The 26,627-nt window shown below is 67.9% G+C and carries 25 protein-coding genes; 15 read left to right on the top strand and 10 right to left on the bottom strand.

Translation table 11 applies throughout. From position 1 onward, the window contains the following. The first annotated feature begins 72 nt into the window (after positions 1 to 72). The 3 genes from H0264_RS04945 (at position 73) to H0264_RS04935 (ending at position 2,312) form a co-directional block, all read left to right on the top strand. Positions 73 to 1,233 (top strand): YhgE/Pip domain-containing protein, encoded by a 1,161-nt coding sequence (locus H0264_RS04945; protein ID WP_181582863.1) that lies wholly within the window; start codon positions 73 to 75, stop codon positions 1,231 to 1,233. A gap of 108 nt (positions 1,234 to 1,341) precedes the next feature. Next, on the top strand, positions 1,342 to 1,623 hold the full coding sequence (locus H0264_RS04940; protein ID WP_181585304.1) for a hypothetical protein: 282 nt from the start codon (positions 1,342 to 1,344) through the stop codon (positions 1,621 to 1,623). A gap of 77 nt (positions 1,624 to 1,700) precedes the next feature. Then, the gene (locus H0264_RS04935; RefSeq protein WP_181582862.1) at positions 1,701 to 2,312 is read left to right on the top strand and encodes an RDD family protein; all 612 of its coding nucleotides are present in this window, start codon (positions 1,701 to 1,703) and stop codon (positions 2,310 to 2,312) included. A 300-nt stretch (positions 2,313 to 2,612) separates the two neighbouring features. Here H0264_RS04935 and H0264_RS04930 read toward each other — a convergent pair whose 3' ends face one another. After that, on the bottom strand, positions 2,613 to 2,972 hold the full coding sequence (locus tag H0264_RS04930; protein WP_181582861.1) for an FKBP-type peptidyl-prolyl cis-trans isomerase: 360 nt from the start codon (positions 2,970 to 2,972) through the stop codon (positions 2,613 to 2,615). A 123-nt stretch (positions 2,973 to 3,095) separates the two neighbouring features. On the opposite strand from H0264_RS04930, the gene H0264_RS04925 reads away from it, so the two are divergent. Together H0264_RS04925 and H0264_RS04920 are read left to right on the top strand one after the other, a co-directional pair. Continuing rightward, a complete protein-coding gene (locus H0264_RS04925; protein ID WP_181582860.1) occupies positions 3,096 to 3,899 on the top strand; it encodes a TrmH family RNA methyltransferase in 804 nt (267 codons plus the stop codon). A gap of 29 nt (positions 3,900 to 3,928) precedes the next feature. Further along, complete coding sequence (locus tag H0264_RS04920) at positions 3,929 to 4,240, top strand: DUF2537 domain-containing protein (protein ID WP_181582859.1); 312 nt, start codon at positions 3,929 to 3,931, stop codon at positions 4,238 to 4,240. 92 nt (positions 4,241 to 4,332) lie between these two features. Here H0264_RS04920 and H0264_RS04915 read toward each other — a convergent pair whose 3' ends face one another. From H0264_RS04915 to serC, 3 genes are all read right to left on the bottom strand, one after another. After that, the gene (locus H0264_RS04915; protein ID WP_231084008.1) at positions 4,333 to 5,067 is read right to left on the bottom strand and encodes a DUF6928 family protein; all 735 of its coding nucleotides are present in this window, start codon (positions 5,065 to 5,067) and stop codon (positions 4,333 to 4,335) included. A 386-nt stretch (positions 5,068 to 5,453) separates the two neighbouring features. After that, on the bottom strand, positions 5,454 to 6,530 hold the full coding sequence (gene sepH / locus H0264_RS04910) for a septation protein SepH (RefSeq protein WP_181582857.1): 1,077 nt from the start codon (positions 6,528 to 6,530) through the stop codon (positions 5,454 to 5,456). A 211-nt stretch (positions 6,531 to 6,741) separates the two neighbouring features. Then, the gene (serC, locus tag H0264_RS04905) at positions 6,742 to 7,866 is read right to left on the bottom strand and encodes a phosphoserine transaminase (RefSeq protein WP_181582856.1); all 1,125 of its coding nucleotides are present in this window, start codon (positions 7,864 to 7,866) and stop codon (positions 6,742 to 6,744) included. A gap of 178 nt (positions 7,867 to 8,044) precedes the next feature. On the opposite strand from serC, the gene H0264_RS04900 reads away from it, so the two are divergent. Beyond that, positions 8,045 to 8,836 (top strand): hypothetical protein, encoded by a 792-nt coding sequence (locus H0264_RS04900; protein WP_244976103.1) that lies wholly within the window; start codon positions 8,045 to 8,047, stop codon positions 8,834 to 8,836. Positions 8,837 to 8,894: 58 nt separating this feature from the next. Then, positions 8,895 to 9,275: a hypothetical protein gene (locus tag H0264_RS04895; protein WP_181582855.1), complete on the top strand. Its 381-nt coding sequence runs from the start codon at positions 8,895 to 8,897 to the stop codon at positions 9,273 to 9,275. Positions 9,276 to 9,305: 30 nt separating this feature from the next. Here the strand turns inward: H0264_RS04895 and H0264_RS04890 are convergent, their stop codons facing one another. Continuing rightward, a complete protein-coding gene (locus tag H0264_RS04890; protein ID WP_231084004.1) occupies positions 9,306 to 10,175 on the bottom strand; it encodes a polysaccharide deacetylase family protein in 870 nt (289 codons plus the stop codon). A 97-nt stretch (positions 10,176 to 10,272) separates the two neighbouring features. Continuing rightward, positions 10,273 to 11,415, bottom strand: a complete 1,143-nt coding sequence (locus tag H0264_RS04885; protein WP_181582854.1) for a citrate synthase 2 — start codon at positions 11,413 to 11,415, stop codon at positions 10,273 to 10,275. 100 nt (positions 11,416 to 11,515) lie between these two features. On the opposite strand from H0264_RS04885, the gene pdxH reads away from it, so the two are divergent. From pdxH to H0264_RS04860, 5 genes are all read left to right on the top strand, one after another. Next, the gene (gene pdxH / locus H0264_RS04880) at positions 11,516 to 12,265 is read left to right on the top strand and encodes a pyridoxamine 5'-phosphate oxidase (protein WP_181582853.1); all 750 of its coding nucleotides are present in this window, start codon (positions 11,516 to 11,518) and stop codon (positions 12,263 to 12,265) included. An 81-nt stretch (positions 12,266 to 12,346) separates the two neighbouring features. Further along, positions 12,347 to 13,630 carry an MFS transporter gene (locus H0264_RS04875; RefSeq protein ID WP_181582852.1) on the top strand — a complete coding sequence of 428 codons (1,284 nt, stop codon included), beginning with the start codon at positions 12,347 to 12,349 and terminating at the stop codon, positions 13,628 to 13,630. A gap of 179 nt (positions 13,631 to 13,809) precedes the next feature. After that, positions 13,810 to 14,172, top strand: coding sequence for a DUF4189 domain-containing protein (locus tag H0264_RS04870; RefSeq protein ID WP_181582851.1), 363 nt, complete (start codon positions 13,810 to 13,812; stop codon positions 14,170 to 14,172). A gap of 216 nt (positions 14,173 to 14,388) precedes the next feature. Beyond that, positions 14,389 to 15,702 carry a citrate synthase gene (locus H0264_RS04865; protein ID WP_181582850.1) on the top strand — a complete coding sequence of 438 codons (1,314 nt, stop codon included), beginning with the start codon at positions 14,389 to 14,391 and terminating at the stop codon, positions 15,700 to 15,702. Positions 15,703 to 15,991: 289 nt separating this feature from the next. Continuing rightward, on the top strand, positions 15,992 to 17,194 hold the full coding sequence (locus H0264_RS04860) for a GNAT family N-acetyltransferase (RefSeq protein ID WP_181582849.1): 1,203 nt from the start codon (positions 15,992 to 15,994) through the stop codon (positions 17,192 to 17,194). A gap of 6 nt (positions 17,195 to 17,200) precedes the next feature. Here the strand turns inward: H0264_RS04860 and H0264_RS04855 are convergent, their stop codons facing one another. Then, a complete protein-coding gene (locus tag H0264_RS04855) occupies positions 17,201 to 18,856 on the bottom strand; it encodes a hypothetical protein (protein WP_220139944.1) in 1,656 nt (551 codons plus the stop codon). Positions 18,857 to 19,057: 201 nt separating this feature from the next. Between H0264_RS04855 and H0264_RS04850 the strand changes: the two genes are divergently transcribed. Continuing rightward, a complete protein-coding gene (locus tag H0264_RS04850; RefSeq protein ID WP_181582848.1) occupies positions 19,058 to 19,453 on the top strand; it encodes a YccF domain-containing protein in 396 nt (131 codons plus the stop codon). Between the two features lie 42 nt (positions 19,454 to 19,495). Here the strand turns inward: H0264_RS04850 and H0264_RS04845 are convergent, their stop codons facing one another. Beyond that, entirely contained in the window at positions 19,496 to 19,933 is a 438-nt protein-coding gene (locus H0264_RS04845) for a MarR family winged helix-turn-helix transcriptional regulator (RefSeq protein WP_181582847.1), read from the bottom strand. A 190-nt stretch (positions 19,934 to 20,123) separates the two neighbouring features. Between H0264_RS04845 and H0264_RS04840 the strand changes: the two genes are divergently transcribed. Further along, positions 20,124 to 20,363, top strand: a complete 240-nt coding sequence (locus H0264_RS04840) for a DUF2530 domain-containing protein (protein ID WP_181582846.1) — start codon at positions 20,124 to 20,126, stop codon at positions 20,361 to 20,363. A gap of 228 nt (positions 20,364 to 20,591) precedes the next feature. Here the strand turns inward: H0264_RS04840 and H0264_RS04835 are convergent, their stop codons facing one another. Continuing rightward, positions 20,592 to 22,667: a neutral/alkaline ceramidase gene (locus H0264_RS04835; protein WP_181582845.1), complete on the bottom strand. Its 2,076-nt coding sequence runs from the start codon at positions 22,665 to 22,667 to the stop codon at positions 20,592 to 20,594. A 34-nt stretch (positions 22,668 to 22,701) separates the two neighbouring features. Here H0264_RS04835 and H0264_RS04830 point away from each other — a divergent pair, with 34 nt between their 5' ends. Beyond that, positions 22,702 to 23,409, top strand: a complete 708-nt coding sequence (locus tag H0264_RS04830; RefSeq protein WP_181582844.1) for a TetR/AcrR family transcriptional regulator — start codon at positions 22,702 to 22,704, stop codon at positions 23,407 to 23,409. 51 nt (positions 23,410 to 23,460) lie between these two features. Here H0264_RS04830 and H0264_RS04825 read toward each other — a convergent pair whose 3' ends face one another. Further along, complete coding sequence (locus H0264_RS04825; protein ID WP_181582843.1) at positions 23,461 to 26,562, bottom strand: sacsin N-terminal ATP-binding-like domain-containing protein; 3,102 nt, start codon at positions 26,560 to 26,562, stop codon at positions 23,461 to 23,463. Positions 26,563 to 26,627 lie beyond the last annotated feature (65 nt).

Below are 26,627 nucleotides of genomic sequence, written 5' to 3'. Positions count from 1 at the left end.
CGCGCCGCGTTTTATGGAACTCTCAGAGAAACGCCAACGCTCGCGCCAATCCATACCCGTACGGTCTCAAAGGTGACCGGAAAACGTACCCGCTGGGCCCTGTTGGTGCTGCTCGTGGCAGCCGCGATCGGCGCGGGCGCCGTCGGTTATCTGCGCTGGGCGGCCGACGCGCCCAGCGGAGTGGCGCTGATCAACGGCGACACCGGGCCGATGGGCGAGAAGATCGTGAAAGCCCTGCAGGACAGCGGAACCCGGGAGTGGGATGTGGTCGACGAGGCCAGCACCGGGGATTACGCGGCGGTCATCACGCTGCCCACCGATCTGTCGAGTTCGATCACCTCGCTGGCCACCGACCAGCCGCAGCGGGCACAGGTCACCGTGGCCACCAATGACCGGGCCGATCCGTATCTGGTGAACGACGCAGTCAACGAGGTGACGCGGCGGATCAGCGCGGCCGGGCTGGATTCGCTGTTCGCCACCATGAACAGTGCGCGCGGGTCGATTTCGCAGGTGGCGTTCACCTCGCAGCTGCTCAGCGCCGGGGTGAACGCGGCGGCCGAGGGGGCCGGGCAGTTCCAGGGCGGGGCGGATCAAATGCTGGCGTTCCTGGAGCAGGCGAAATCCGGTGCGAGCCAATTGACTTCGGGCATCGACGCGCTGAACGCCACGCTGTCGGCGGCCACCACGCAGGCGAATCAGCTTGCCACGGCCCTGGATTCGACCGGGGTGACGATCGGGCAGATCTCCGCCACGGCCAATGGGCTGAGCAATGGGCTGAACATCGTGCTGCCACTGCTGCGCGGGTTGCCGTTCGCGAACGATCCGCAGCTGGCGAATGTGATCGCGCAGCTGGAGGGATTGCAGACCCTCGCGGGGCAGGCCACCGGGCAGTTGGCCGGGTTCGGCGAGCTCACCGGGACCGCGGTCACCGACGACACGCAGGTCGGGCAGCTGCTGCGGGATGCGGCGAGCCGGCTCGGGGATGCGGCGGCGCAGCTGAATCAGGGCGCGGCGCTGGCCGAGAGCATTCCGAGCATTGCCGATCAGGCCGGGACGCAGCTGCTGACGGCCATGACGGCGCTCACCAATGGCGTGACGCAGTTGCAGTCGGTGACCACGACCTTGGGCAACCAGGCCAATCAGGCGCTGAATACGATCCCGGCGCGCAGTGCGCCGGTGCAGTCGGTGATCGCGACCGCGCTGACCGATCCGGTCGATATCGTTCGCAAATAATCAGCAACATTCGGCGGTTCGCCGGGCTAAAATGATGCCCGAATTGCTCTAATCGACCCGTTTTCACCATCTGCGCCACTCGGTACCGGAGAGGAAACGATCGTGAGCATGATGCTTGCCGCGCATGACATGTATGGCACGGTGCTAGCCCAGATCGGCAACCCCACCGCGGAAACCCCGCCCATGGCCGACAAAATGATGAAGATGTTCCGCTACTTCACCTGGTTCGCCCAGATGTCGGGCATCGCGGCCATCACCTACGGCGGCGGTCGATTCGCCTGGGAGAAATGGGGCGGAGGGTCCGCTTCACCGAAGATGGTGGCCAATGCCATGATCGGCGGCGCGACGGCGACCAGTGCGGGCACGATCATGAATGCCGTGGTGGGTTAGCCCGTTTCCAGCGCGGATTCGGCGGGTCGCGCGGACAATCGGGATGCAGTACCACCGAGTTCGCATCGGAGAAACCCATGAGCAACCCGAACGATCCGTACTCGCAGCCGCCCGGCGGATACCCGCAGCAGGGCGGCTACCCACAATCCCAGCCCGGATATCCGCCGCCCCCAACGGGTTACGGCGCCCCCGACCCCAATCAGCGCTCATGGGTCAGCCCGCCCTACGCCGGCTGGCTGACCCGAGTGGGCGGCTTCCTGATCGACGGCCTGATCATCGGCATCCCCGCCGGCATCCTCTACGCCCTCGCCTTCATCCTCGGCTTCGAGGACAGCGACTGCGTGGTCGACGAAGGCCCCGGCTACTACAGCAGCTCCTGCACCGGCAGCCTCTCCGGCCTCGGCATCCTGCTGATCGTCCTCGCCGGCCTCGTAGCCTTCGCCGCCGGCCTCTACTTCATCTACCTCGAAGGCAAAACCGGCCAAACCCCCGGCAAGAAAATGGTGGGCATCCGCCTGATCCGCGAAGCCGACGGCCAACCCCTCGGCTTCGGCTACGCCTTCCTCCGCCGCCTCTGCCACATCGTCGACAGCCTCCCCTGCTACATCGGCTACCTCTGGCCCATCTGGGACCCCAAGAAGCAGACCTTCGCCGACAAGATCATGAACACGATCGTCGTCAAGGTCTGAGTAGCCCAACTCTCCGGGACCTCTCAGGGGCTCCGCCCCCGAACCCCCAACAACATGGGCTTCCCCACTCCCAGGGAGGCCCTCAGGGGCTCCGCCCCCGAACCCCCAATGACTTGGGCGTCCCCCGCGCGCGGGTGGACTGGGATACCTTGCCTCAATCCCCTTCGGCGCGGCCCGCTTTCGGGCCGCGCCGTTCTCCTTATACGGCTGTGCCCGCCGCGCGTTGTGCGCGGCGGGCACGAGGCTTACCCGGGGGTTCGGGGGGCGGAGCCCCCTGAGCCCTCCCGAGAGTTGGGTTTCTCAGCCGACCTTGATGAGGTCGATGACGAAGACCAGGGTCTTGCCGGAGAGGGGGTGGCCGGCGCCGGCGGGGCCGTAGGCCTGCAGCGGGGGGATGGTGAGCTTGCGGCGGCCGCCCTCGCGCATGCCGGGGATGCCGTCCTGCCAGCCCTGGATGAGGCCGTCGAGGGGGAAGGTGATGGACTCGCCGCGCTTCCAGGAGGAGTCGAATTCGTCGGTGGTGCCGTATTCGACGCCGACATAGTGGACCTCGACGCGATCGCCCGGCTTGGCCTCGGCGCCGGTGCCCACCGTGAGGTCCTCGATAACCAGGTCGGTGGGGGCGGGGCCCTCGGAGATATCGATCACGGGCTTGGTCATGCGCTGTCCTCGCTGTCGTTCGATGACGGGAATCGGGTCCTGATCACCATAGGCCCTGCGACCGCACGGCGTGTCACAGCCCGGGGCGGGGCGTGTGAAGCGACGACGGCAGGATGAAGCATCGTGGCTGAAGTGATCGAGATCGACGACCCGGCGGATCCGCGGGTCGCCGACTTCCGCGACCTCAACAATGCCGACCGGCGACCCGACCTGCCGGGCGGCAAAGGGCTGGTCATCGCCGAGGGGACGGTGGTCGTGCAGCGCATGCTGGCGTCCCGGTTCGCGCCGTTCGCGCTGCTGGGGGTGCGCAAGCGGTACGAGCAACTCGCGGACGATCTCGCGGGCGTGGACGTACCGTACTACTGCGCGAGCGCCGAGGTGATGGCGGAGGTGGTCGGATTCCATCTGAACCGGGGCGTGCTGGCGGCGGCGCGGCGACCGGCGGAGCTGTCCGCCGAGGAGGTGCTCGCGGACGCGCGCACGGTCGCGGTGCTCGAGGGCGTGAACGACCACGAGAACATCGGGTCGATCTTCCGCAATGCCGCGGGGCTGGGCGCGGACGCGGTGCTGTTCGGCGACCGCTGCTCCGATCCGCTGTACCGGCGCGCGGTGCGCGTGTCCATGGGACATGTGCTGCGGGTCCCCTTCGCCACTCTCCCGCCGCTGCCGGGTGGTTTGAATATGCTGCGCGACAGGGGTTTTCAGGTCATCGCACTCACCCCGGACCCGAAGGCGGACACCCTCGCCGCCGCCATGACCGGCGCCAAGGCGGCCCTGCTGCTCGGCGCGGAAGGTCCGGGCCTCACCGAGGAAACCATGCTGGCCAGCGATATTCGCGCGCGCATCCCCATGACACCGGGCACCGATTCGCTTAATGTGGCCACCGCCGCCGCCATGGCGTTCTACGAACGGGTTCGCATCCAGTGAGCTCGGCAGGGCAGCAAAGGACCAGCGCAGTGACGCATCCGCCGGACGGGCCGTACGGATACGGCTATTCCGAACCCACCCCGTGGGCGACCGGAGTCTTCGTGTCCGTCTTCGTCGCGCTGCTGGCCGCCACGGGTGTGTACGCCTTCGGTGCGGCCCTGGCCGAGGTGCATCCGCTGCTGTCGCTGCTGGTGAACGTGGTCGCGGTGGGCGGCGCGGCCCCCTCCGCGTGGCGCTGGCGCTACGCGCCGGTGACACGCTGGGTGATCATCGGCCTGACCGCGGGCGTGGCGCTGGGCTGGCTGGCCCTGCTCATCAGCGGCCTGGCTGCCCTGGGATAGCCCGCATCCCGACCCGGTTCCCGGGAACCGGCCCCGGCTCGGCCGAAATCGCCCTGCCACAGCCGATATCCGGCCGGGCACGGCGGAAGCGTTCAGGACACTCGGTCCCGGCCGCGCAGCCAGCGCAGCAAACCGCGCTTGCCGTTGTGTTCCACCTGCGGTTCCACCGGTTTCTCCAGCACCGGGGCCTCGCCCTTGGGGAACAGCGAGAACCCGCACACCGCAATCTCTTCGGGCCGCAGCGCATCCTCGGGAACTTCGCCGCGGTAATGGAATCCGAGCCATTCGGCATTGGCGGCATCCGCGAAATCGGGTGGCTCGAAGGGCAGCAGCTGCGGGTCGGGCAGTTCACCCGGCGCGAGTTCGATGGGATGCTCGCCCGCCCAGTAGGACCGCTCCCACACCAGCGGCAGCCCCTCGTCCTCCAGGATGTTCACCCGGGTCGAGCTGAACGAGCGCCGGAATTCCCCACGCTCCCAATGCGCGAACGCGCCCCAGCCGAGCGAGAGGTCGTAGGCCACCAGGTAGGTGTGCTCGGAGGCGAGCGGACGCACCAGCAGCTCGGGCAGTTTCGTGGGCCGCGGCAGCGCGGCCTGCGTGGAGCAGACCACGGTGACGCCGGGATAGCAGCCGATGTAGACGGATTCGGGGTCGGGCCCGGCCCACACCTTCATGGTGCCGGAGGCGGCCGGGACGACATCGCGGCCGGGATTGAGCTGGCGCGCCAGCGCCCATGCGGCCTCGGGATCCGGCCCGGGGTGTTCGCGCAGCACGGCGACCGGATCGGGGGCGTCGACGTACCAGAGGGATGACACTGTCGATGGCACGAACGGCACCTCCCGAAGTCATTGCGACCCAAGTTGGCAAATCTTGAGCAACATTTGGTGGCCGTCGGTCGGCGCCGGTGCGGATCGACCCCGACATTCACCGCCACCAGTACAAAATCTACCCCCGTCAGGACTGAAATGGCGCTGTTACGGGGGCGCGTTCCCGGCGCGGCGAAACCGCCTGTCTCCCAGAGCTTCGGACGAAACGGTCAGCACCCGGTGCGCAGGGCGTTGAAAAGCGGTTTTCCGCATCCAACTGGCTATTCACGCCTCGAGCAGCACGCATCGGCTATCCACAGGCAACACTTTTTGCCGTACAGCTACCCTCCAGCATCCAAAAACGCGCCCCCGCCATGTGGACGAGGGCGCGCGGATGGAGCGAACGATCAGTGGCCGGAGCTGCGGACGCCCAGCAGGACGTCCTCCCACGACGGCATCGGGGCCTTGCCGCCGCGCTTGGGGCGATTCTGCTTGGGCGCGTTCTGCTTTGCGGCGGGCTGCGCGGCAGCCGGTTCCGCGGCCGGGGCGGCCTCGACGGCCGGAGCCTCAGCGGCGGGCGTCGCGGCGGCCGGGGCCGGAACCGCCGCCGGAGCCGAGGTCGAGGCGGGGGCCGAATGCGCCGGGGCGGCAGGTTCTTTCGGCGCGGCCGGAGCGGACGGCGCGGGAGCCGGGGCGACGGCGGCCGGAACCGGAACGGTGTCCGCGCCGACGGCGGCACGCTGCTCGAAGTACCCGTCGAGGCTCTGCTGGCTGGCGACACGCGCGGGCGCGGACTCCACGTATTCGGCGCGTTCGGTGCGCGGCGCGGGCGCGGAGATCGGCTCCGGCGCGGCCAGCTGCGTCTGATCGGGGAGGATGCTGGCCAGCCCGCGCAGGGCGCGGCCGAAGTCGGGATCGATCAGATCCGAGGCGGGGTCATCCAGCGGCACCACCGAGCCGCCGTGCGCGTCGGGCTGGTAGCGCCAGTGCGCGGCGATGACGGAACGACCCGCCTGCCACTGCAATTGGGCGACCCAGTAGCCCTTCTCGTCCTTCCAGGCGTCCCACTCGGCGACCTCGATATTGTGGCCGCGCTCGGTGAACGCCGCCGCCACGATGTCGATGAGGGTTTCCACGGCCGGGCCGTCATTGCGGACCGGGTGCGCCTTCTGGGCGAGTTCGGCGGCGCGGGCGCGTTCCAGCAGAACGGGATACGCGAACCTCTCCACCCGAGAGGCGGGCATGCCGGACTCTTCGGTCACCTGCTCCACCGAAGCACCGGCACGGATACGAGCCTGGATATCACGAGGGCGCATCGTGGCTTCCGTTTCGATTTCGATCTGGCCGAATCGGGCAAGGTCTCCACGGGCGGCGGCACGCAGCTTGTCATCGGCGGCGAGCCGGTACTTCTGACCGTTCTCGGTATCGATGCACACGATGTGCGCGGAATCGGGCGTCAACCCGATTACTCGAAGTTCACGCACCGTTACCTCCTTATCGCTGCGTCACTCACAGCCGCACCGTTACTCACAAACGCATCGGCTCGCGACACCGCCCACGATCTGGAACAGTAGTGCACTTCTGTTAATCATGGGGCAAGACACGCGGCGCGGAAATCCATTGCTGGACTCCCGCGCCGCATACTGTGTCTCGTTTGGCCTCACGCAACTCGATGCGCGAGGCCCGTTTTCGGTATCAGCCGATCTTCTCGACGACCCAGTCGATGCAGCGGGTCAGCTGCGACACGTCCTCGGGATCGATGGCCGGGAACATGCCCACACGCAGCTGGTTACGACCCAGCTTACGGTACGGCTCGGTGTCGACGATTCCATTGGCGCGCAGCACCTTCGCGACCTGCGCCGCATCCACGGTGTCGGCGAAGTCGATGGTGCCGACGACCTGCGAGCGCAGCGCCGGGTTCTGCACGAACGGAGTGGCGAACTCGCTGGTGTCGGCCCAGTTGTACAGGCGCGAGGAGGAATCCGCGGTGCGCTTGACGGCCCAATCGAGACCGCCGTTCCCATTGAGCCATTCGATCTGGTTGGCGAACAGCAACAGCGTGGCGAGCGCCGGGGTGTTGTAGGTCTGGTCCTTGGTGGAGTTGTCGATGGCGATCGGCAGCGACAGGAACTCCGGCACCCAGCGACCCGAGTTCTTGATCTCCTCGACGCGCTCGAGCGCCTTGGGGCTCATGAGCGCGATCCACAGGCCACCGTCGGCGGCGAAGCACTTCTGCGGCGCGAAGTAGTAGACGTCCGAGTCGGTGATGTTCACCGGCAGGCCGCCGGCGCCGGAGGTGGCGTCGATGGCGATGAGGGCGTTCTCCGAGCCGGCCGGGCGCGAAACCGGAATGGCCACACCGGTGGAGGTCTCGTTGTGGGCCCAGCCGATCAGGTCGACCGAGGGGTCCGAGGTGGGCTCGGGCGCGTCGCCCGGCTCCGACTTGATGACGATGGGGTCACCGATGAAGGGGTTGCCCTTGGCCACCGAGGCGAACTTGGAGGAGAACTCACCGTTGCTCAGGTGCAGCGACTTCTCGCGAATCAGGCCGAAGGCGGCGGCGTCCCAGAACGCGGTGGTGCCGCCGTTGCCCAGCACGACCTCGTAACCGTCCGGCAGCGAGAACAATTCGCGCAGGCCGGAGCGCACGCGGGCCACCACATCCTTGACCGGCTTCTGCCGGTGGGAGGTGCCGAACACCGAGGCGCCGGTATCCACCAGGGACTGCAGCTGCTCGGGGCGGACCTTGGAGGGGCCGCAACCGAACCGTCCGTCGGCGGGCTTGAGATCGTCGGGGATGGTCGGGAACGCAGAGGTCATGGCGACCAGAATAGGGCCAGGGGTTGGCCGGCGAATGCACTGGGTAGCCCCTACCGAACTGCGGCGACCACCCGGTAACCAGGACATTTAGGACCTGGCGCGCAAAACTGCCGCATCGACGAGCCCGGATGTGAGTATCGCTGTGGCGCGTCGCACATAACCATTACGGTTTACCGCCATGAACATGGCCGCGCACGACAGACCCGGCGTCCCCGCCGCCCCGTCCGCCGCCCCCGCGAATCCCGGCCGCCCCCAAGGCGATCCGGCCACTCCCCCGCGCCCCCGCCCCGGCCTGCTCACCCGCCTGTCCTCCCAGTTCGGCTCCCGCGGTCTCACCCGCCGCGGCCCCGCCCTCGACGACGCCGCCCGCCGCGAACTCCTCCTGCACGGCGCCGACGGCGTGGCAACGATTCTCAGCGTCCGCTCCAGCACGAAAGGTCGTTCCCCCGCCGCGGGTACCCCCGAAACTCCAGCACCCGACCACTCCCCGGCCTTCGGCCACGAGTTCTGGGTCCGCATCCAGCGAGACGGCCGGCACCCGTACGAGACCCGAGTCCGCCAGCGCGTGGCCCCCGCCGATCTGGAATGGATGCAACCCGGCGAGGTGATCGCCTGCCGCGTCGACCCCGGCGACCGCGACCGGGTGGTCCTCTATGTCCCCTCCCCGGACGAGTCCACCCGCACCAGCATCACGAAAATCCTCACCGACGGCCGCCGAGCCCGCGCCACGGTCCTCGCCGCCACTCCCGTGGCCGCCGACTACACCGGCCGCGACGACCCAGTCCTGCGTCTGGACCTGGAACTCCAAGCCTGGGACGAACCCTCGCCCTGGCGAGTCCGCATAGTCCAGACCGTTCCCCTGTCCGCCCTCGAACTCGTGGACCTCGGCCGCCATCTCGAAGCCGCCTTCTTCACCGTCGACCGCGGCGAATCCGTCGCAATCGACTGGACCGCCTCCCGGAAAAACTGATCGCCCGCACCGGTCCCCGCGACCTACGGTGGAACCGAACGGGTGAGAGGAGTTCCCGATGCGCAAGACCCCGCAGCAGAAGAAGGCGCTCAGCTACGCCAGGGACCGTCGCAACGACTACGGCGAGAACGACAAGAGCTCCCGCCGGAACATCCGCCGCAACAAGCGCGAACCGAACCGCTCCGACCGTCACCGGGAGCATCAGGTGCTCAGCGGCGCGACCGGCACCTCGGCCGACGTGGATCTCGCCGAGCGCGTGGAAACCGAACTCCAGCGCGAGAAGTCACGATGGATGAACATGCGCTGGCGCAAATGGCGGGACGCGCCCCTCGGCGAGACCGTCGAGTACCGGCTGCGACGCCGCGCCCGCCTGGGCATCGCCGATCCGGCGACGACCGAGGCGCGCCTCGAGCGGATGCACCGCCACTTCGGCCGCTGACAGTCGTCGACGACCCGATACCCCGGCCCGCTAGGGCAGCTTCACGAATTCGAAGCCGTTGGCGCGCAGGGCGGGGAGGGCCTGGAGCATGCCGGCGGCGGTCCCGGAGTTGGGGCGGTGCATATGGGCGAGGGAGATGCCGCCCGGCTTGGCGGCGAGCATGGCCGTATTGACCTTGGCGGCGGGGGCGGTGGCGCCGTAGTCGGCGTTGACGGTGAAGCCGACGGGGGTTTCGCCGAGATCCGAGACTATGGAGACGGCCACTTCGTCGTAGTGGGCGGTGCCGGTGCGGAAGAAGCGGGGGGCGTGGCCGGTGAGGGCGGTGAGGCGTTCGTGGTTGCCCCAGACCTCGTCCACGGCCTCCTGAGGAGTTGCGGTGCCTTTGATTTCGTAGGCGGCGCGGCCGTTCACGGACAGGGGTTTGTGGGCGGTGCCGTGGTTGGCCAGCTCGAAGAGGGGGTTGGCGGCCAGTTGGGTGGCGCGGGCGGGGTTGGCGTCGATCCAGCGCTTGTTGAGGAAGAGGGTGGCTGGGATCTGCTGGGCGACAAGGAAACTCAGGAGGTTCTCGTCGATGTCGTTGTTGCCGGGGCCGCCGCACGCGTCGAAGGTGAGCGCGAATTGCTTTCCGGCAGCCTGGAATCCGGTGGTGATGCCGTTCAGGTCGGTGCCCCAGCTGCCCGGTTTGCGGCCGGCGTACTTGGCGGCCACCGTATTCGGGTTCACGGTGTTGATGGGCATGCTGACGGGCGCGGGACCGGGGCCGGTCCGGTTCAGCGGCGGTTCGAGGATGCGATCGGCGGAATTGCCGCTTGCCACACCACATCCGGTTGTCATGAATCCTGCGGCCAAGGCCGCGCCCGCGGCCAGGAAGCGGCGCCGCGGCAATCCTGCGTCGAGCACCGATGCAGGTTATGGGAATCCCGCCCCCGTTTCCAGGGGCAGGATCGCCATTGCCCAGTCTTCGCGGCCCGGCAACCAGCCGGTTACCGCGACGGGACTACTTGCGGATGACCGACTCCCAGCCGACAACCGTCTCCGGCTTGCGCGGCGCCGGCCCGGTGTAGATGGCGGCCGGGCGGACCAGCTTGCCCAGCTTCTTCTGCTCCAGAATGTGCGCACACCAGCCGGCGGTGCGGCCACAGGTGAACATGGCGGGCATCATGTGCGCCGGAACCTCGGCGAAATCGAGGATGACCGCGGCCCAGAACTCGACATTGGTCTCGATGGCCCGATCCGGGCGACGCTCGCGCAGCTCCGCCAGCGCGGCCTGCTCCAGCGCCGCGGCAACCTCGTAGCGCGGGGCGCCCAGGCGCTTGGCGGTCTCGCGCAGCACCTTGGCGCGCGGGTCCTGCGCGCGGTACACGCGGTGCCCGAAGCCCATGAGCTTTTCCTTGCGATCCAGGATGCCCTTCACCAGAGCCCGTGCGTCCCCGGTCTTTTCGACGTCCTCGATCATGGGCAGCACGCGCGCCGGGGCGCCGCCGTGCAGCGGGCCGGACATGGCGCCGATGGCGCCGGACAGCGAAGCGGCCACATCCGCACCGGTGGAGGCGATCACGCGCGCGGTGAAGGTGGAGGCGTTCATGCCGTGCTCGGCGGCCGACACCCAGTAGGCGTCGATGGCCTCGGTGTGGCGCGGGTCCGGGTCGCCCTTCCAGCGGGTCATGAACCGCTCGGTAATGGTGGCGGACTCGTCGATCTTCTGCTGCGGCACGGCCGGCTGGTAGATGCCGCGCGCGGACTGCGCCACATAGGACAGCGCCATGACCGAGGCGCGCGCGAGGTTCTCGCGGGCGGTGTCGTCGTCGATGTCCAGCAGCGGCTGGTAACCCCAGATCGGGGCGAGCATGGCCAGGCCGGCCTGCACGTCGACGCGCACGTCACCGGTGTGCACCGGCAGCGGGAAGGGTTCGGCGGGCGGTAGCCCCCGGCCGAATTCGCCGTCCACGAGCAGCGCCCACACATCGCCGAAGGTGACCCGATTGCCGACCAGATCCTCGATGTCGACGCCGCGGTACCGCAGTGCGCCACCGTCCTTGTCCGGTTCGGCGATATCGGTGGTGAAGGCCACCACGCCTTCGAGGCCGCTGACGAAGTCGGCGGGGACGGCTGAGCTGGGAACCGCAGCGCTGGCAGTCATGTTGTGACTCTCCTTGCAAGTCGGGCTGCCCGATCGATGGGCAGCCACGCCGATCACTTAGACCTTAACGCCAGGATTACCGCGGAGTAACGTCTGGCCCATGGGTGACCAGGAGAAATTCGCCACTGCGCCGGAGGCGCACAATGTCACCGTCGCGCTCGATATCGCGGCACTGCGGGTCGAGTACGGGGTGGACGCCGGGGACAACCATCCCGGCGTGGAAACCGACCTGGACGAGAGCTGGCTGGCCGACGGCTGGGAACCGTTGCTGCGCAACTGGATCGAGCACGCCACCAGCGCCGGCATGACCGATCCGAACGCCATGGTGCTGGCCACCGTGGAGGTCACCGAAACCGGGCCGCGCCCGGTCTCGCGGACCGTGCTGTGCAAAGGGCTCTCTCCCGAAGGTGTGACTTTTTACACGAACTACGAATCGCAGAAGGGCCGGCAACTGCTCGAAACCCCGTACGCGTCGGCCACCTTCGTCTGGCCCGCGCTGGGACGGCAGATCCTGGTGCGCGGGCCGGTGCGGCAGGTGGAGCCGGAGGTCACGGCGCTGTACTGGCATTCGCGCCCGCGCGGTTCGCAACTGGGGGCGTGGGCTTCGCAGCAGTCCCGGCCGATCGCCTCGCGCGCCGAGCTGGATCGCCAATTGGCCGATGTCACAGCACGTTTCAAGGATGTCGCGGAGATTCCGGTGCCGCCGTTCTGGGGTGGGTTCCAGTTGCAGCCGGAGACCCTGGAGTTCTGGCAGGGGCGGCGCAGCCGGATGCACAACCGGATCCGCGTGACGGTCGAGCCGGGGAACACCGATGTGAGCGCGATGAAGGTCGAACGCCTACAGCCCTGACGAAAGCAAGAGTTGGAGTCGTGGGATGAATCACCGAAATCGCCTGGCCTTACGCCAATTCATCCTACTAATCTCCTGCCGGTGAAGCTGCTCGCCGACATAACCCCGCTCCGGGATCCCGACTTCCGACGGTTGTGGACCACCGGCATCGTCACCGTCATCGGGGCCCAGCTGTCGGTGGTAGCGGTGCCCAAGCAGCTCTACGACATCACGCACTCCTCGTCGTATGTCGGGCTCGCCGGACTTTTCGGCTTGATTCCGCTGATCGTGTTCGGCCTCTGGGGCGGCGCGCTCGCCGATGTGATGGACCGGCGCAAACTGCTGCTCATCACCAGTGCGGGCACCGGCCTCACCGCGCTCGCCTTCTGGGCACAGGCCGCCGCCGGGCTGAACAATGTCTGGCTGGTGCTGGGCCTGTTCGCGGTGCAGCAGGCGTTCTTCGCGGTGAACCAGCCCGCCCGCGCCGCCATCTACCCCCGGCTGCTGCCGGAACATCAACTGCCGGCGGCGAATTCGCTGAGCATGACGGTCATGCAGTTCGGCGCCATCGCCGGACCCGTGGTGGCGGGCATGCTGATTCCGGTCAGCGGTCTGGCGCTGCTCTATCTGCTGGACGCCGTGGCGCTGCTGGCCACGCTGTGGGCGATCTGGAAACTCCCGCCCGTTCCGCCCACCGGCGAATCCCGCCGGGCCGGACTGCGCGAGGTCGCGGACGGCTTCGTCTACCTGGCCACGCAGCGAATCCTGTTGGCCTCCTTCGCCGTCGACGTGGTGGCCATGGTGTTCGGCATGCCGCGCGCGCTGTTCCCGCAGATCGCGCAGGACAGTTTCGGCGATACCGCCACCACCGGGCACGCCCTCGGCCTGCTGTTCGCGGCCATGTCGGTGGGCGCGGTGGCGGGCGGCGTCTTCTCCGGCTGGCTGACCCGGGTGCGACGGCAGGGCTTGGCGGTGGTGTGGCTGATCGTGCTGTGGGGCCTGGGCATGGTGGGCTTCGGCCTGGCCGTCGGCGCGGCCGGACAGGCGCTGAATGTCACCCTCGCGCTGTGGATCGCGTTGGGCTGCTTGGCTTTCGGTGGGGCGGTGGACATGTTCTCGGCGGCCCTGCGGACCACCATGCTGCAATCGGTGGCCACCGACGAGATGCGCGGGCGGCTGCAGGGCGCGTTCATCGTGGTGGTGGCGGGCGGTCCCCGAATCGGCGATGTGGCGCACGGTTTCGCGGCGGCGGCGGTCGGCACCGCGGCGGCGGCCGCGGGCGGCGGGGTGCTGGTGGTGCTCGGAATGGTGGTGTCGGCCTTGGCTTTCCCGGCCTTCGTGCGGTATCGCGTGGCCCGCGCGCACTCAGTTCCTCAGGCGGCCTGACCTGCGATTTTAAGGAAGTTCCAAGATCTTTCACAGGGAGCGTGGGCTAGCTTTCCTCTTGTCCGGAAACGGAGCAGACCCGCGAAACAACTGGTACGTCCCGGGTTCTGACGCTAAAGTCCACGCGACCTGAACTCGGTCAAACCCGACAAATGATTCCATACGGGGGAATTATCACCATGCGCAAGATCATCGTCTCCACGCTCGCCGTCGCGGGCCTCGCCATCTCTCCGGTCCTCGTCCCGGCCACCGCCTCCGCCTCGCCCACCCTGTGGGGCGCCATCGCGGTCGCCGACGACGGCGCCATGGGCTCGGCCTGGAACTACCGGACCAAGGACGAGGCCAAGCAGGCCGCCATGAACGAGTGCCACGGCCCCAACTGCGAGGTCCTCGTGTCCTTCACCGGCTGCGGCGCGGTCAGCCACTCCAAGTTCGCCCGCGAGTACAACGGCCGCTACGGCGACACCCGCTGGGAGGCCGAGGACAACGCTCGCGTGCACCACGACTCGGTCATCCTGAAGTCGGTCTGCAACGAGTACTGACAGCTACCAAAAGCTCTCGGAGCAGGGGCGCGGCCGCGGTTCACGGCATTAGCACAGAACCGCGCCGCGCCTCACCTCGTTGTCATGTGACTGTGAGGTAGCAAACGACGACCCTCATTAGTGGGGCCAACCGGACAGCGACTAGCCTTCAGGCAAGCGCACCGTACGCCGACCGCGTCCTGTGCCTACGGTTTCAAGCCTGAGAGGGATCCTTCCGTGCCCGCTGAGAACATCATCAACGTCGACGACGACGCCAAGCCGGTGCTGTCGTACCCCGGTGGCGAGTACCCGATGACGGTTGCCAAGGCTTCCGAGGGCAACGACGGAATCGACCTGGGCAAGCTGCTCGCCAGCACCGGGTACGTGACCTACGACCCGGGCTTCATGAACACCGCGTCGACCAAGTCGGCCATCACCTACATCGACGGTGAGGCCGGCATCCTCCGCTACCGCGGCTACCCGATCGAGCAGCTGGCGGAGAAGTCGACCTTCATCGAGGTCTCCTACCTGCTCATCTACGGCGAGCTGCCGACCCAGGCCCAGCTCGACGACTTCACCAACCGGATTCGCCGGCACACCCTGCTGCACGAGGACCTGAAGCGGTTCTTCGACGGCTTCCCGCGCAACGCGCACCCCATGCCGGTGCTCTCCTCCGCGGTGAACGCGCTGTCCGCGTACTACCAGGACTCGCTGGACCCGCGTGACCCGGAGCAGGTCGAGCTGTCCACCATCCGACTGCTGGCCAAGCTGCCCACCATCGCGGCCTACGCCTACAAGAAGTCGGTCGGCCAGCCGTTCCTCTACCCGGACAACTCGCTGTCGCTGGTCGAGAACTTCCTGCGCATGACCTTCGGCTTCCCGGCCGAGCCGTACGAGGTCGACCCCGAGGTCGCCGCCGCGCTGGACATGCTGCTCATCCTGCACGCCGACCACGAGCAGAACTGCTCCACTTCGACTGTGCGCCTTGTCGGTTCGTCCGACGCCAACCTGTTCACCTCCGTGTCGGGCGGCATCAACGCGCTCTGGGGCCCGCTGCACGGCGGCGCCAACCAGGCGGTGCTCGAGATGCTCGACGACATCAAGGCGCAGGGCGGCGACGTCAAGGAGTTCGTGCGCAAGGTCAAGAACAAGGAAGACGGCGTGAAGCTCATGGGCTTCGGGCACCGCGTCTACCGCAACTACGACCCGCGCGCCATGCTGGTCAAGAAGGTCGCCGACTCGATCCTGTCCAAGATCGGCGGCGACGACCAGCTGCTCGACATCGCCAAGGCGCTGGAAGAAGCGGCTCTGACCGATGAGTACTTCATCGAGCGCCGCCTGTACCCGAACGTCGACTTCTACACCGGCGTCATCTACCGGGCCATGGGCTTCCCGACCCGCATGTTCACCGTGCTGTTCGCCATGGGCCGGCTGCCGGGCTGGATCGCCCACTGGCGCGAAATGCACCGCGAGCCGCTGAAGATCGGCCGCCCGCGCCAGATCTACACCGGCTACGAGGCCCGCGACTACAACGGCATCACCACCCGCTGAGGTAGCTGCGAAAAACTGTCGAAACCCGCCTTCCCTTGGGGGAAGGCGGGTTTCGTCGCTTCGGGTGGGCGGGGGAAGCCACGCTTTCGTCTTCGGGGGTTCGGGGGCGAAGCCCCTGAGAGCTCAATGAGAGTGATTAGAACTTTGCAAGAGTTTCGTCAGCGGTCCTCGGCATAGTTACCGGTGTGAAGGTCACCTGCCTCGGAGGGGGTGGCAGGTGGCCTTCACCGGCTCGACTCGCCGAATAATCGGATGCGAACGATGGCGGGTCCGTGGGATCGTCCGACGTATGGCTATGACTGGCATTACCGTGCGCTCGGCCACCCAAGAAGACTGGCCCCAGATACAAAACCTGGTGGAAACAGCTTTCGGCATGCGATACGACCGCGCCGAAATCGACCACATGCCCCACATTTTCCCCGTCGAACGCGCACTTCTGGCGATCGACGGCGACCAGATCGTCGGCCACACCGTGGACCGCGAACTGACCGTCACCGTGCCCGGCGAGAACACCGTGCGAGCCTGCGGCGTCTCCGGCGTCGTGGTCTCCCCGACCCATCGCCGCCGCGGCATCCTGCGCTCCCTGTACACCGCGCTGCACGAACGGACCGAGGCCGAGGGCCTGCCGCTCACCATGTTCACCGCGAGCGAGGGCACCATCTACGGCCGCTTCGGCTACCACACCGCCATCCACCTCAACGAGGTCGAGATCGACCGGCACCGAGTCGAATTCCGTTCCGACGCACCGAATCCCGGCGGCGTGCGGATCGCGACCGTGGAAGCGGCCAAGGACCACATCCGCGAGGTCTACGCTCGCTGGCAGCGGCTCACCCCCGGCGCGCAGGTCCGCCCGGACGCCCACTGGGACCTCACCTTCGCCGATCCGGAACGCTACCGCGACGGCGCGTCCACCCTGTTCGCGCTGACCCACCCGGACGGCTACGTGCTGTATCGCAGGCAGTGGACCGAGACCAAGTCCGTCGCGACCATCTCCGAAATCCACGCTGTCACACCGGAAGCCCACATCGCGCTGTGGCGGGTGCTGCTGAGCCTGGACCTGGTGGACAAGGTGGAGGCGGACTACATCGACGAGGATCCGCTCCCCTACCTGCTCACCGACCCGCGCCTGGTGAAGCTGGTCCGCCGCTACGACAGCCTGTGGGTGCGGCTCATGGACATCCCCGCCGCGCTCACCGCCCGCAGCTACCGCCAGGATCTGGATGTGGTTGTGGCCGTGGAGGACCCGTTCCGCGATGCCGGCGGCACCTTCGCGCTGCGGGTGCGCGACGGGGTGGCCGAATGCGAACGCACCGACCGCGCCGCCGACCTGGAACTCGGCATCGACGTACTCGGCGGGCTCTACTTCGGCGGGCATCGCGCGCGAGTCTTCGCCGCCGCCAACCGGATTCAGGTCAAGGACGCCGCCGTGCTGCGCGCGTTCGACGAGGCGTTCAGCACCGAGCGCACCCCGGAGCTGGGCTGGTTCTTCTGAGCCGCACTAGTTTCCGGCGATCTTCACCCGGAACGGCCCGGAGATGCTGTTGAACAGCAGATCGCCGTTCGGGAACGCCTCGGTCTGGGAATAGGCGCCGTTGCCTCGATTGGAGCGGCCGAAGACGGTGCGGTGCACCGTTTCTCCGGTCGCCCAGTCCAGGCCGGTGACCTCCCAGCCGTCGGCCTCGTAGTAGCCGTTCACGAAAACGATTCCGGCGGTGGTGGATACGCCCGGCACCATCGAATTGGTCACCACGTCACCGCGTTCCCACACCGAATTCCAGCGATTCAGCGTGATGTCCCATTCGAAGCGCTGCACGCCGTGCGCGGGCCGGGTCACCGGGCCGTTGGCGATCACGTCGACGAGCCGGTCCGGTGACCCGCCCTCGACAATGGCCTGCACGACGAACGCGCCGTATCCGGTCACCACCACCGACTGCTCGGACTGGATGAACTCCGGTTGCGGGTCGAGCCCGGCCGTCACCGGGATCTGCCCGGCGATGCGCGGGGACCTCGCACCCGGCGCCGGTTGCGCGTCCGCGGGAATTCCGTTGCGCCAGAAGGCGACCAGCTTCATCCGATCGGCGCCGTCGGTGATGACCACCAGTTCGTCGTTCCCGTGCCCCCAGCCCATGAGGGTCGGGGTGGAGCCGGTGCCGATGCCGAACTTCACCGTCGGCGGCTGACGCCCGAAGTCGTAGGGCGAGGCCCACGCCCCGTCCGCGCCGTCGGTGGAGAGCTTGCCGTCCCGCCACACCACCTTGCGCATGACCTTGTCGGAGGCGAAGTAGATGCCGCCGTACGGGTCGACGGCCATGGAATTCGAGATGGTCTCGTTGTCGCCGACGCGCAGGCGTTCCGGATCGCCGCGCAGATCCCGTTCCAGCACATACAGCGAGCGCGAGCCGAGGACCGCCAGATGCCCGTCGTAGGTCATGTTGACCCCGACGATGATCTCCGGAATGCCGAGCGTGGTCGGCGTATCGCTGAGCAGTGGCACGAAGTCGCGGCGGGCCAGGATCTCGATGCCCGCGGCCGGATCGTCCTCGTCCTTCAGGCCGAAGACGAACAGTTCGGCCTTCTGGGTGACGTAGTAGAGGTGATTGTCCTTGTCCACCAGGCTGTAGACGCCGTTGCCGATGCGCTGCCAGTCCACGCCGTCCCAATCCTGGGCGATGGCGGCACCGATCTGGTCGGTGCCGGTGTACTGCTGATCGATCACCTTGTCCAGCTCGGGTGTCGAAATCGGTTCCACGCCAGGCGCATCCAGGGCGGCGACCTGTTCGAAGCCGCCATCGGACACCTTCACGTAGCGCGGCCCCGACGTGGAGGACACCCACATGTAGTCGGGTGACGTGGAAGCCAATGTCATGACGTTCACGGGACCGCCCGGGACGCGCGGCATCCGGGCGGGATCGATGGGAAAAGTGCCGCGCGGCACGGGATCCGGGAAGCTGTCGGAGTTGCCCGGGTAGATGTGGGTGATGGCGTAGCGCGGGGCCGCCAGGTACGGGTTGCGGGCCGGGCCGATGCCGGGCGCTATCTCGACGCTGGTCGGTGCGGAACCGGAGCCATCGTCGTCACCGCAGGCGGTGAGCAGGCCCGCGGCCGCCGCCAGCGCGGCCGCGCTCGCCCGGAGTCGCATCCCATTGCCCACCATGTGCTCCCACCTTCTCTGCTGCTGGAGAATCCCGAATGAGCTGCTCGAAGCCGCGATAGCGAGACGTTAGCAGTGATCGAATTCGCAGGGGGGCGCCGAAACGGGTGTTTCACCAGGTGGCCCATGCCCTGGTCAGTATTCCCACCGACCGGTCACTCGCCGCCGGTGGTGGGCGCACGGTCCGGCTGGCATGCTGGAAATATGAGCGTGCTCCGGCTGATCCTGAACATCCTGTGGTTCTTCCTGGCCGGATTCTGGATGGCGGTCGGCTATGTGATCGCCGGAATCATCTGCTTCATCCTGATCATCACCATCCCGTTCGGGATCGCGTCGTTCCGCATCGCCGGGTACGTGCTCTGGCCCTTCGGCCGCGAAGCCGTCGAAAAGCCCAGCGCCGGCGCGGGCTCGATGCTGGGCAACATCATCTGGGTGATCGTCGCCGGCTGGTGGCTGGCGCTGGGGCACCTGTTCACCAGCATCGCGTTGGCCATCACGATCGTCGGAATCCCGTTCGCCTGGGCGAATCTCAAGCTCATCCCGATCTCGCTGTTCCCCCTGGGCCGCGAAATCGTCCCCAGCGACCACGCTTTCGCGTAGTTTCCCCGATTTCCCGCTGTGAAGTCCGGAGAGACGGCAGCGCTACTCCGATTCGTCCACGATCTGCTTCATGATCGAAACGGCCTCGTTCAGCGTTTTCAGCTGCTCCGGCCGCAGGGTGGCGAGCTGCTCGGTCATCCACGCCTCCCGCGCGTGCGTCTCGTCGGCGATGAGCGCGCGCCCGGCCTCCGACAGCGACACGATGATCTGCCGCCCGTCGGTGGGGTGCGGTTTGCGTTCCACCAGCGCCAGATCGGACAGCGACGCGATCACCCTGGTCATGGACGGCGGCTGCACCCGCTCCTTGGCGGCCAGCGCGCCGGGCGTAATGGCCCCGTCCCGGTTGAGGGTCGCGAGCGCCGACAGCTGAGTCAGCGAAATCTGGGCATCGGCGCGCCTACCTCGCAGATGTCGCGTCAAGCGCACCACCGCCAGTGAGAGGTCACCAGCGAGCGCTCGAATGTCGGAAGGCGTTGTCACAGAGGCAAACGATACGGGAACGTTCGCGCACGAGTTACCTGTTCGCGCGCTCCGCCCCGCACCGTCCCACCACGCAAGATCGCGGTCCCCTCGCAGGTGGCGGACCTACCGGTACGCAAGTCTCGCTACACGTGCCCCGGTCCCGCCCGCGTCCCCCGCATCCCAGCGCGCGTCTCAGTAGTCTGAACCCGTGACTCCCCCCGTCCCGGAGATACCGCCGCACCTCACCGACCCCCGCCCGGTGCTCCTCGTCGGCAGCATCGCCTGGCTCATAGCCACCATCGCGGTCTGGCTCAACGACGACTGGGCAACCTACCGCCCCATCTGCCTGATGGGCCTGGCCGTGGGCCTCCTGGGCTACACCATCTTCGCCCTCCAACGCCGCTCCGCCCGCCGCGGCGACAAGGGCGCCCAACTGGGCCTCCGGTAGCCCTGAGCCCACCTTCGTCATCCCGGCGAACCCCGCCTTCGTCATCCCGGCGAACCCCGCCCTTCGTCATCCCGGCGCGTTTTTGGCCGGGATCCACGCAGTCGAGTCATGCCTTGCCCGTGTGGATCCCGGCCAAAAGCATGCCGGGATGACGAAGGGCTTGCCCCGGGTCAGGGGATGACGAAGGGCTTGCCCCGGGTCAGGGGATGACGAAGGGCTTGCCCCGGGTCAGGGGATGTCGAATTCCGCGCTGGTGCCGGTGAAGGGGTGCAGGGCGCCGTCTGCCGACAGGTGGTCGGCGAAGTGCTGGAAGCGGTAGCGGCCGGGGGTGGCGTCGGCGGGGATGTCCCAGGTGAAGCGGGCTGCGGAGACATCTGTCGCGCGGCGGCTCCAGAAGTATTTGACTGCCCATTCGCCCTCGTTGGCCACCCGGGTCCAGGTGTTGCCGGTGGCGCGCTGGACTTCCAGGAAGGTGCCGTTGCGGCGGGTGCTGTGTTTCGGGTGGGCGGAGAGGAACTCGACTGCGACCTGGGTGCCGGGGGCGTAGGACGGGGCGGGCTGGGTGAGGACGTCGCCGAAGGACAGGCCGGGGAGGGTGGCGTCGGGGCCGGGGGCGGCGACGAGATTCGGCTGCATGTTGGAGATGTCGCGGGGGGCCGGGCCACGCGGGACGGTCTGACGGGCGGCTAAAGCTGTTGCCAGGCGGTGAAATTCCTGCTGATAGGCGGGGAGGGTGTAGCGGCCGTAGAGGGTTGAGCCGCCCTCGTACTGCTGGGCGTCGTATTCGTCGGGGGTGGCGACGTATTCGTGATAGCAGTTGGCGTAGCCCTGCATGAGGACGTTCTCCAGCGGGACGCCGAGCGCCTCGGCGACCACGCGGCGGATGCGCAGGCCGGCGACGATGGTGAATTCCGCTCCGCCACAGGCCAGGTAGAGGTCGCCGATGCGAACCAGTTGCAGGGGAACGACACTCGGCACCCAGGCGGCGGGCGGCATGAGACCCAGCGGGGCGACGATGGCCTTGGGGGCCTGCGCGTCGGCCAGCCAGTCGGGGACGGGCTGGTTCGCGCCGCCGAGGGCGTCCACGAACGGGTTTCGCACGCCCTCCGGGATCGGGACGCCGGGCAGGCCGGGGCCGTCCTCGATGCTGCCGGCGATGAGGGCCACGCCCGCGCAGGCCGGTGCGGTGCGGCGGGGCTGTCCGCTATCCGTCCATCGGCCGTCGACCGCGATGTCGGAAATGTCGATATAACAGAGAAGGCTGTCGATGGTGCCGCCCATCGGGCGCGCGGCGGCGAGGGCGTCCTTGCCCGCACGGTACTGGCGTTCGCCGATGATCCGGGTGTTCTCGAATTCGTCCTGCGTCGGGCCGTCGGTGGGGTGCAGATTCAGGTTCGGCGACATGTCACCGGAGTTGGTCTGCGCGAAGGACGCCACGAAGTCCGCGCCGTCGAGATAGCGCACGCCGTGCTCGCCGTGTTCGAAGGCGAAGGAGGCGTAACCCTTGTTGTCGCCGCTGATGAGCCGGTTCTTGTTGCTCATCGAAGTGTTGTGGGTGGCGAACCAGGTGACAGCGCCGATCTCCCGGCCGCCGCGGCGCAGCGAGAGCACGGTGACGGCCGGATCGATGGCATTCGGAAAATGCTGTTTATCCGCTTCGGGGTTGCGGTCGAAGGCAATTCGCGAGCGATTGACGCTGGCATCGTGCAGTTCACCGCGGCCCAGTGCGAGCGTGCCGGGCGCGAGATCGGCGTCGGCGGCCACGACGGCCTCCACGATGCCGTTCACCTCCGCGTCGTAAACCTGCTGCTGGAAGCCGAGAATCGAGAGGTTGTAGGCGTAGTCGTGGGCCGAACCGCCGCAGGTGGCGTGCGAGTGCGTGGAGGTGAGCAGGACGTTCTGCTCGGTGTAGCGGTCGCCGAAACGCCGGGCCAGTTCTTGCAACACGCCGCGATGCACGGACTGGAAGATCATGCCGTTGTCGGCGACGACGTAGGCGAGGCGGCGGTCGCCGGTGGCGAAGACGTAGGCGCGGGCGCGGGGGCGCAGGTGGATGCCGGCCGTGTCCTGCCCGAATTGCGAATAGCCCATCATGCCGCATTCGGCCGCGGGGCCGGTGATGTCGGAAATGCCTACTCCAATGAGGAAATCGGCATTTTCGGCGCGCGCCTCCCCTTCGGGTAGCGCGAGCGTGCCCGCGACGGCCAGCGCGGCCGTGCCCGCCGCCGCGCCCGCGAGCACCGTCCGGCGCGACACCGCCGAGCTCCCGCCGGCGGTGTTCGTTCCGTTGTCCGACAGCACCATTCGCGCCTCCTCACGTCTTGGATGGGATCGAACCATGCAACTGGACGTTCGTCCAGACCAGATTTTCGGAGCGTGCGAATTGACTGTGCGCTTCCTTGAAGCTTTACTCTGCGGAGTGTCCTCCCGATTGAGCGTCGAAGAACGACGGGCCCACCTTATCGAGGCGGCCATCGGCCTTGCCGAAAAAAAGGGCGTGGCAGGGGTAACCACCCGCGATGTCGCGCAGGCAGCCGGTGTTTCCCTCGGTGTGGTGCATTACTGTTTCGAAAATAAGGATCAGCTCATGACAGAGCTGGTCAAGGCCCTCTCGATGGAATTGCGCGATTCCGTCGATGCCAACGAAGCGGTTTGGCAGGACGTCGGAACTGGAAAAGAAGCGCTTCAAAAATTGGTGCGCGCCGGACTGGAACTCATGTGGCTCAACATCGAAGCCACGCCGGAACGGCAGCTGCTCACCTACGAAACCACCACCTACGCACTCCGCGAAGGTGAAACAACTCCGGCGAAACTCGCCATCGCACGCGAGCAGTACACGTTCAACGACTCCACCGTCGCCGACATCATCGAGCACGCGCGCGAAGCCACCGGCTGCCAGTGGACGGCCTCCGTCGGCACCCTGAGCCGATTCATGCTCGCCACCATCGACGGCATCGTGCTGCGGTGGCTGGTCGACAACGACAGCGCCGCCGTGCGTGAGCAATTGGATGTGCTCGCGGGCATGGTGTCCTCGCACGCGGCCTGACATTCGATTCGCCCCAACCGGGATCCGCTGTGCGGATCCCGGTTGCGCTCGTCAGCTGCGGGAAGCCGCCTGCACGTGGGTGACGTCGCCGTCCTCCCACCAGGAGACCGCGACCGTGCCCTCGTACGCGCCCGACAGGTGCACGCGCAGATCCTCGTGCACCACGAGTTCGCCTGTGCGAGCCGGGAAACCGAACTGCAGGCGCAGCAGCACGCCCAGCGGTGCGGCGGTCCAGGTGGTGTGGTGCCCCTCGCTCGTCACCTTCGCGACGACGGCCTGCGAGGCCAGCGGCAGATCCAGCAGATCGGCCAGCGCCGTGGCGGATTCGATATCGCCGACCACGAGACGATCCGCGGGCAGCGCCGGGCCGAACCACGGCAGATCCAGCACCAGCGCGTCCGCGGCGGGGATCACCGCGCCGGAGATGGCGCGCACCCGGTCGGGGAGCACCAGATCCTCGGTGTCCAGGCGGCCCTCGGCGAGAGTCTCCGCGAGCAGGCGGTAGGTCTCCGAGATCGCCTCCGGCGTAGGGATTCTCGCCGGATCGGCGAGCGCGTCGAGAAGCTCCTCGGCCAGCTGCGCGGTCAGCACCTGCGGCGCGGCGAGCACTCCGCGCAGCACCGCCAGATCATGGGATTCGAAGCCCGGCAGCAGCGGGAGCAGACCGGCGAAGATCTTGTCGTCCGGGTGCCGCATGAGGCCCAGCGGAATACCGTCGATATGCGCGTGCTGCCGCAGCCACCACGCCGTGTAGCCGTCGCGATCCGCCAGCAGGGGGCGGGTGGATTCATCGGAGAGCAAGAGCCGCAAGGCTTCCGGCCATTCGGCGTCGTCCACCAGATCCAGGTCGCGCACGGCGACGAGTTCCGCCGGATCCTCCGCCAGCGACTCCCACCAGGATTCCTCGTCATCGAGGTGATGGTCCGGTCCGGTCGGATCCGTCTCCGCCACCAGCGTGAAGCTCCAGCCGACGCCGACGGCCCGCAAAGCCTGCGCGCCATGGCGCTCCACGACTTCTTCGGACACGGTCGCGAACGGCGAATCGGCCACCAGCACCCGGGCCAGCGGCGCACCCGGCAGCAGCAGTTCATCGGCAGGCAGCAATTCACCGGTATCAGAGGCCAATTCGATCAACCCGAGCCAGGTCGGCAGCACCCCGGCAGCCGGACCGACATGTGCGGCCAACCCCAACACCGCGTCCACGGTGTCCGGATCCCCCGGCTCGTCCTCCAAATACGCTTGCAGCGCAGGATCATTCAACAGATCCTCCGCCGTGGCCTGGCGCGCCCCCAGTCGCCCCAGCAGCTCGTGCGCCGCCTCCGGATGCACCAGCCGCGCCCAGTGCACCGGAATAGCCGACTCCAGATGCTCATCCAGAATCGCGGTCCGCGGCCCCGTCACCAGCCGCCCATCCGTCAGCGGCACCGCCAGCGCCCCGAGCTCCTCCACCGCCAGCGGATCACCCACGAACGGCTCCAACGCGTCATACAGCGAATACCACCACTGCGGTTCCCGCTCCAGACTCGCCGACAACTCCGCGATCCGCGCCAACCCGATCCGATGCACATCCAGCACCGCCAGCGCATCCGCCTGCATCCGCCCCGACAGCTCCGGAATCACCAGCGGCCCAACCATCTCCGCCAGCAGCGGCGCCAATTCCGGTGTCACCCCGGTGAACACACTCGCCCGCGCAGGCGCGGCATTCGCGCCGGAATATCCCCCCGGTGGCACCTGGAGGGCGTCGTGACCTCCCCCGCTGCCTCCCGCCGACCCGGGATCGGCGTCCAGACCGAAAGCATCTGCCGGAGTGGGATACCCATCATCCCGGCGGCCGAGCACCGGCAGCCACTCCCCGCGCCGCAACTCCTCGACCAGCGCCTCCCGCAGCAGCCCATCCGCCTCACTGCGTGCGAACCCCGGCACCGGAACCAGCACCAGCCGATCCCGAGGCGGCAGCGCCCGCGCGAAATCCGCATACCCCGAAGCCAATTCGGCAACCCGCGCCCCGGGCAGCAGCCGCCGCCGATCCGGCTGCATCGCAATATCCGCGATCATCAACGCCGGCAACGACAGTTCCTCATCCGACCGCGTAGGCGCCCGCAACACATCCGGCCGCGCCGCCACCGCCCGCCCATCCCGCACCGGTACCAGCCACCGCACCCGCCCGGTCCGGAACTGCCACCACACCCACTCCCCCTCTTCCCCACCCGTAATCCGCAACTCCTGCAGCCGAGAACCTGCCGCATCATCGACGGAACTCGGCGCCCGCCCAGCCGCATCGGCCGGCCCGACACCGAGATCGAGTGTGATCTGATCCGAATCGGATTGTCCGCCAGTGATATCCAGGGCCAGCTGGCCGTCGTCCGGCTCCGCACTCGTGGGCCGCGTCTCCGCGACAGCGGGATTCTCGACGACAGGCTGTGTGACCCGAGCATCCACGCCGAGATCGGTCACCGTGCTGACGAGTTCGTCGTCACCGATCCGAATGCGCTGTAGCGCGGGCAGTTCCAGCAGCAGATCCACCGCCTCCGCCCGCATACCTGCCAGCAGCTCGGCCGCATCGATGTCGTCACGCAGTCGCAGGACGATTTCAGTATCGAAGCCGTTCGCCGGGCGAGCATCGAGCGGCCAGGCCAAGCGCAGTGCGGGCGGCGCGAATCCTTCGACCCCCTCAGGGATCCCGACGCCTTCGGAGCGGATCAGGTCCCACGTACGCGCCCGCGAGAACACCACCGACCCACCCACAGAGCGGAATTCGGCCTCGTCCGCGACGCTGAGCACAGCGGTGAACCCCACACCGAACCGCCCCACCGACGCGTTCCCGCCGGACTCCTCCGCCGATCCCCCGCTCTTGCTGGAGGCACGCAGCGCGGTGAGCGCGTGCACCCCTGAAACATCCAGCCCCACCCCCGTATTCGCCACATGCAGCTCGCGCCCATCGAGCCACACCGCGACCCGACCCTCGACCCCCGCCTTGGCCGCTGCGTCAGCGGCGTTCTGCGCCAACTCGGTGAGCACCCGATCCCGATACCCCGCCCGCACCAGATCCGCTTCGGTAGCCGCGTCCTCCCGCAACCGGGTAGGCGAGTCCCGCCAAGCCGCAACCACTCCCACCCGCAGCCCGGCAGTGCCGAACGTATCCTCCACGCTCACACCCAACCTTTCCCGTCACAACGCCACTAGTCGCCCGTGACCGTAGCCCCTCCCCGCACACCACC

The organism is Nocardia huaxiensis (assembly GCF_013744875.1).
Classification (GTDB): Bacteria; Actinomycetota; Actinomycetes; order Mycobacteriales; family Mycobacteriaceae; genus Nocardia; species Nocardia huaxiensis.
Note: the sequence above shows the minus strand (reverse complement) of the source record. Positions and strands in the feature narration are given on the sequence as shown.

What these genes read in the sequence shown, in the direction of transcription:
- H0264_RS04850 (WP_181582848.1), top strand. Translation starts at nt 19,058, where the DNA reads ATGAGCGTGCTCCGGCTGATCCTGAACATCCTGTGGTTCTTCCTGGCC.
- H0264_RS04860 (WP_181582849.1), top strand. Translation starts at nt 15,992, where the DNA reads ATGGCTATGACTGGCATTACCGTGCGCTCGGCCACCCAAGAAGACTGG.
- H0264_RS04900 (WP_244976103.1), top strand. Translation starts at nt 8,045, where the DNA reads ATGAACATGGCCGCGCACGACAGACCCGGCGTCCCCGCCGCCCCGTCC.
- H0264_RS04895 (WP_181582855.1), top strand. Translation starts at nt 8,895, where the DNA reads ATGCGCAAGACCCCGCAGCAGAAGAAGGCGCTCAGCTACGCCAGGGAC.
- H0264_RS04940 (WP_181585304.1), top strand. Translation starts at nt 1,342, where the DNA reads ATGATGCTTGCCGCGCATGACATGTATGGCACGGTGCTAGCCCAGATC.
- H0264_RS04930 (WP_181582861.1), bottom strand. Translation starts at nt 2,972, where the DNA reads ATGACCAAGCCCGTGATCGATATCTCCGAGGGCCCCGCCCCCACCGAC.
- H0264_RS04835 (WP_181582845.1), bottom strand. Translation starts at nt 22,667, where the DNA reads ATGGTGCTGTCGGACAACGGAACGAACACCGCCGGCGGGAGCTCGGCG.
- H0264_RS04870 (WP_181582851.1), top strand. Translation starts at nt 13,810, where the DNA reads ATGCGCAAGATCATCGTCTCCACGCTCGCCGTCGCGGGCCTCGCCATC.
- pdxH (WP_181582853.1), top strand. Translation starts at nt 11,516, where the DNA reads ATGGGTGACCAGGAGAAATTCGCCACTGCGCCGGAGGCGCACAATGTC.
- serC (WP_181582856.1), bottom strand. Translation starts at nt 7,866, where the DNA reads ATGACCTCTGCGTTCCCGACCATCCCCGACGATCTCAAGCCCGCCGAC.
- H0264_RS04885 (WP_181582854.1), bottom strand. Translation starts at nt 11,415, where the DNA reads ATGACTGCCAGCGCTGCGGTTCCCAGCTCAGCCGTCCCCGCCGACTTC.
- H0264_RS04935 (WP_181582862.1), top strand. Translation starts at nt 1,701, where the DNA reads ATGAGCAACCCGAACGATCCGTACTCGCAGCCGCCCGGCGGATACCCG.
- H0264_RS04830 (WP_181582844.1), top strand. Translation starts at nt 22,702, where the DNA reads ATGCAACTGGACGTTCGTCCAGACCAGATTTTCGGAGCGTGCGAATTG.
- H0264_RS04855 (WP_220139944.1), bottom strand. Translation starts at nt 18,856, where the DNA reads ATGGTGGGCAATGGGATGCGACTCCGGGCGAGCGCGGCCGCGCTGGCG.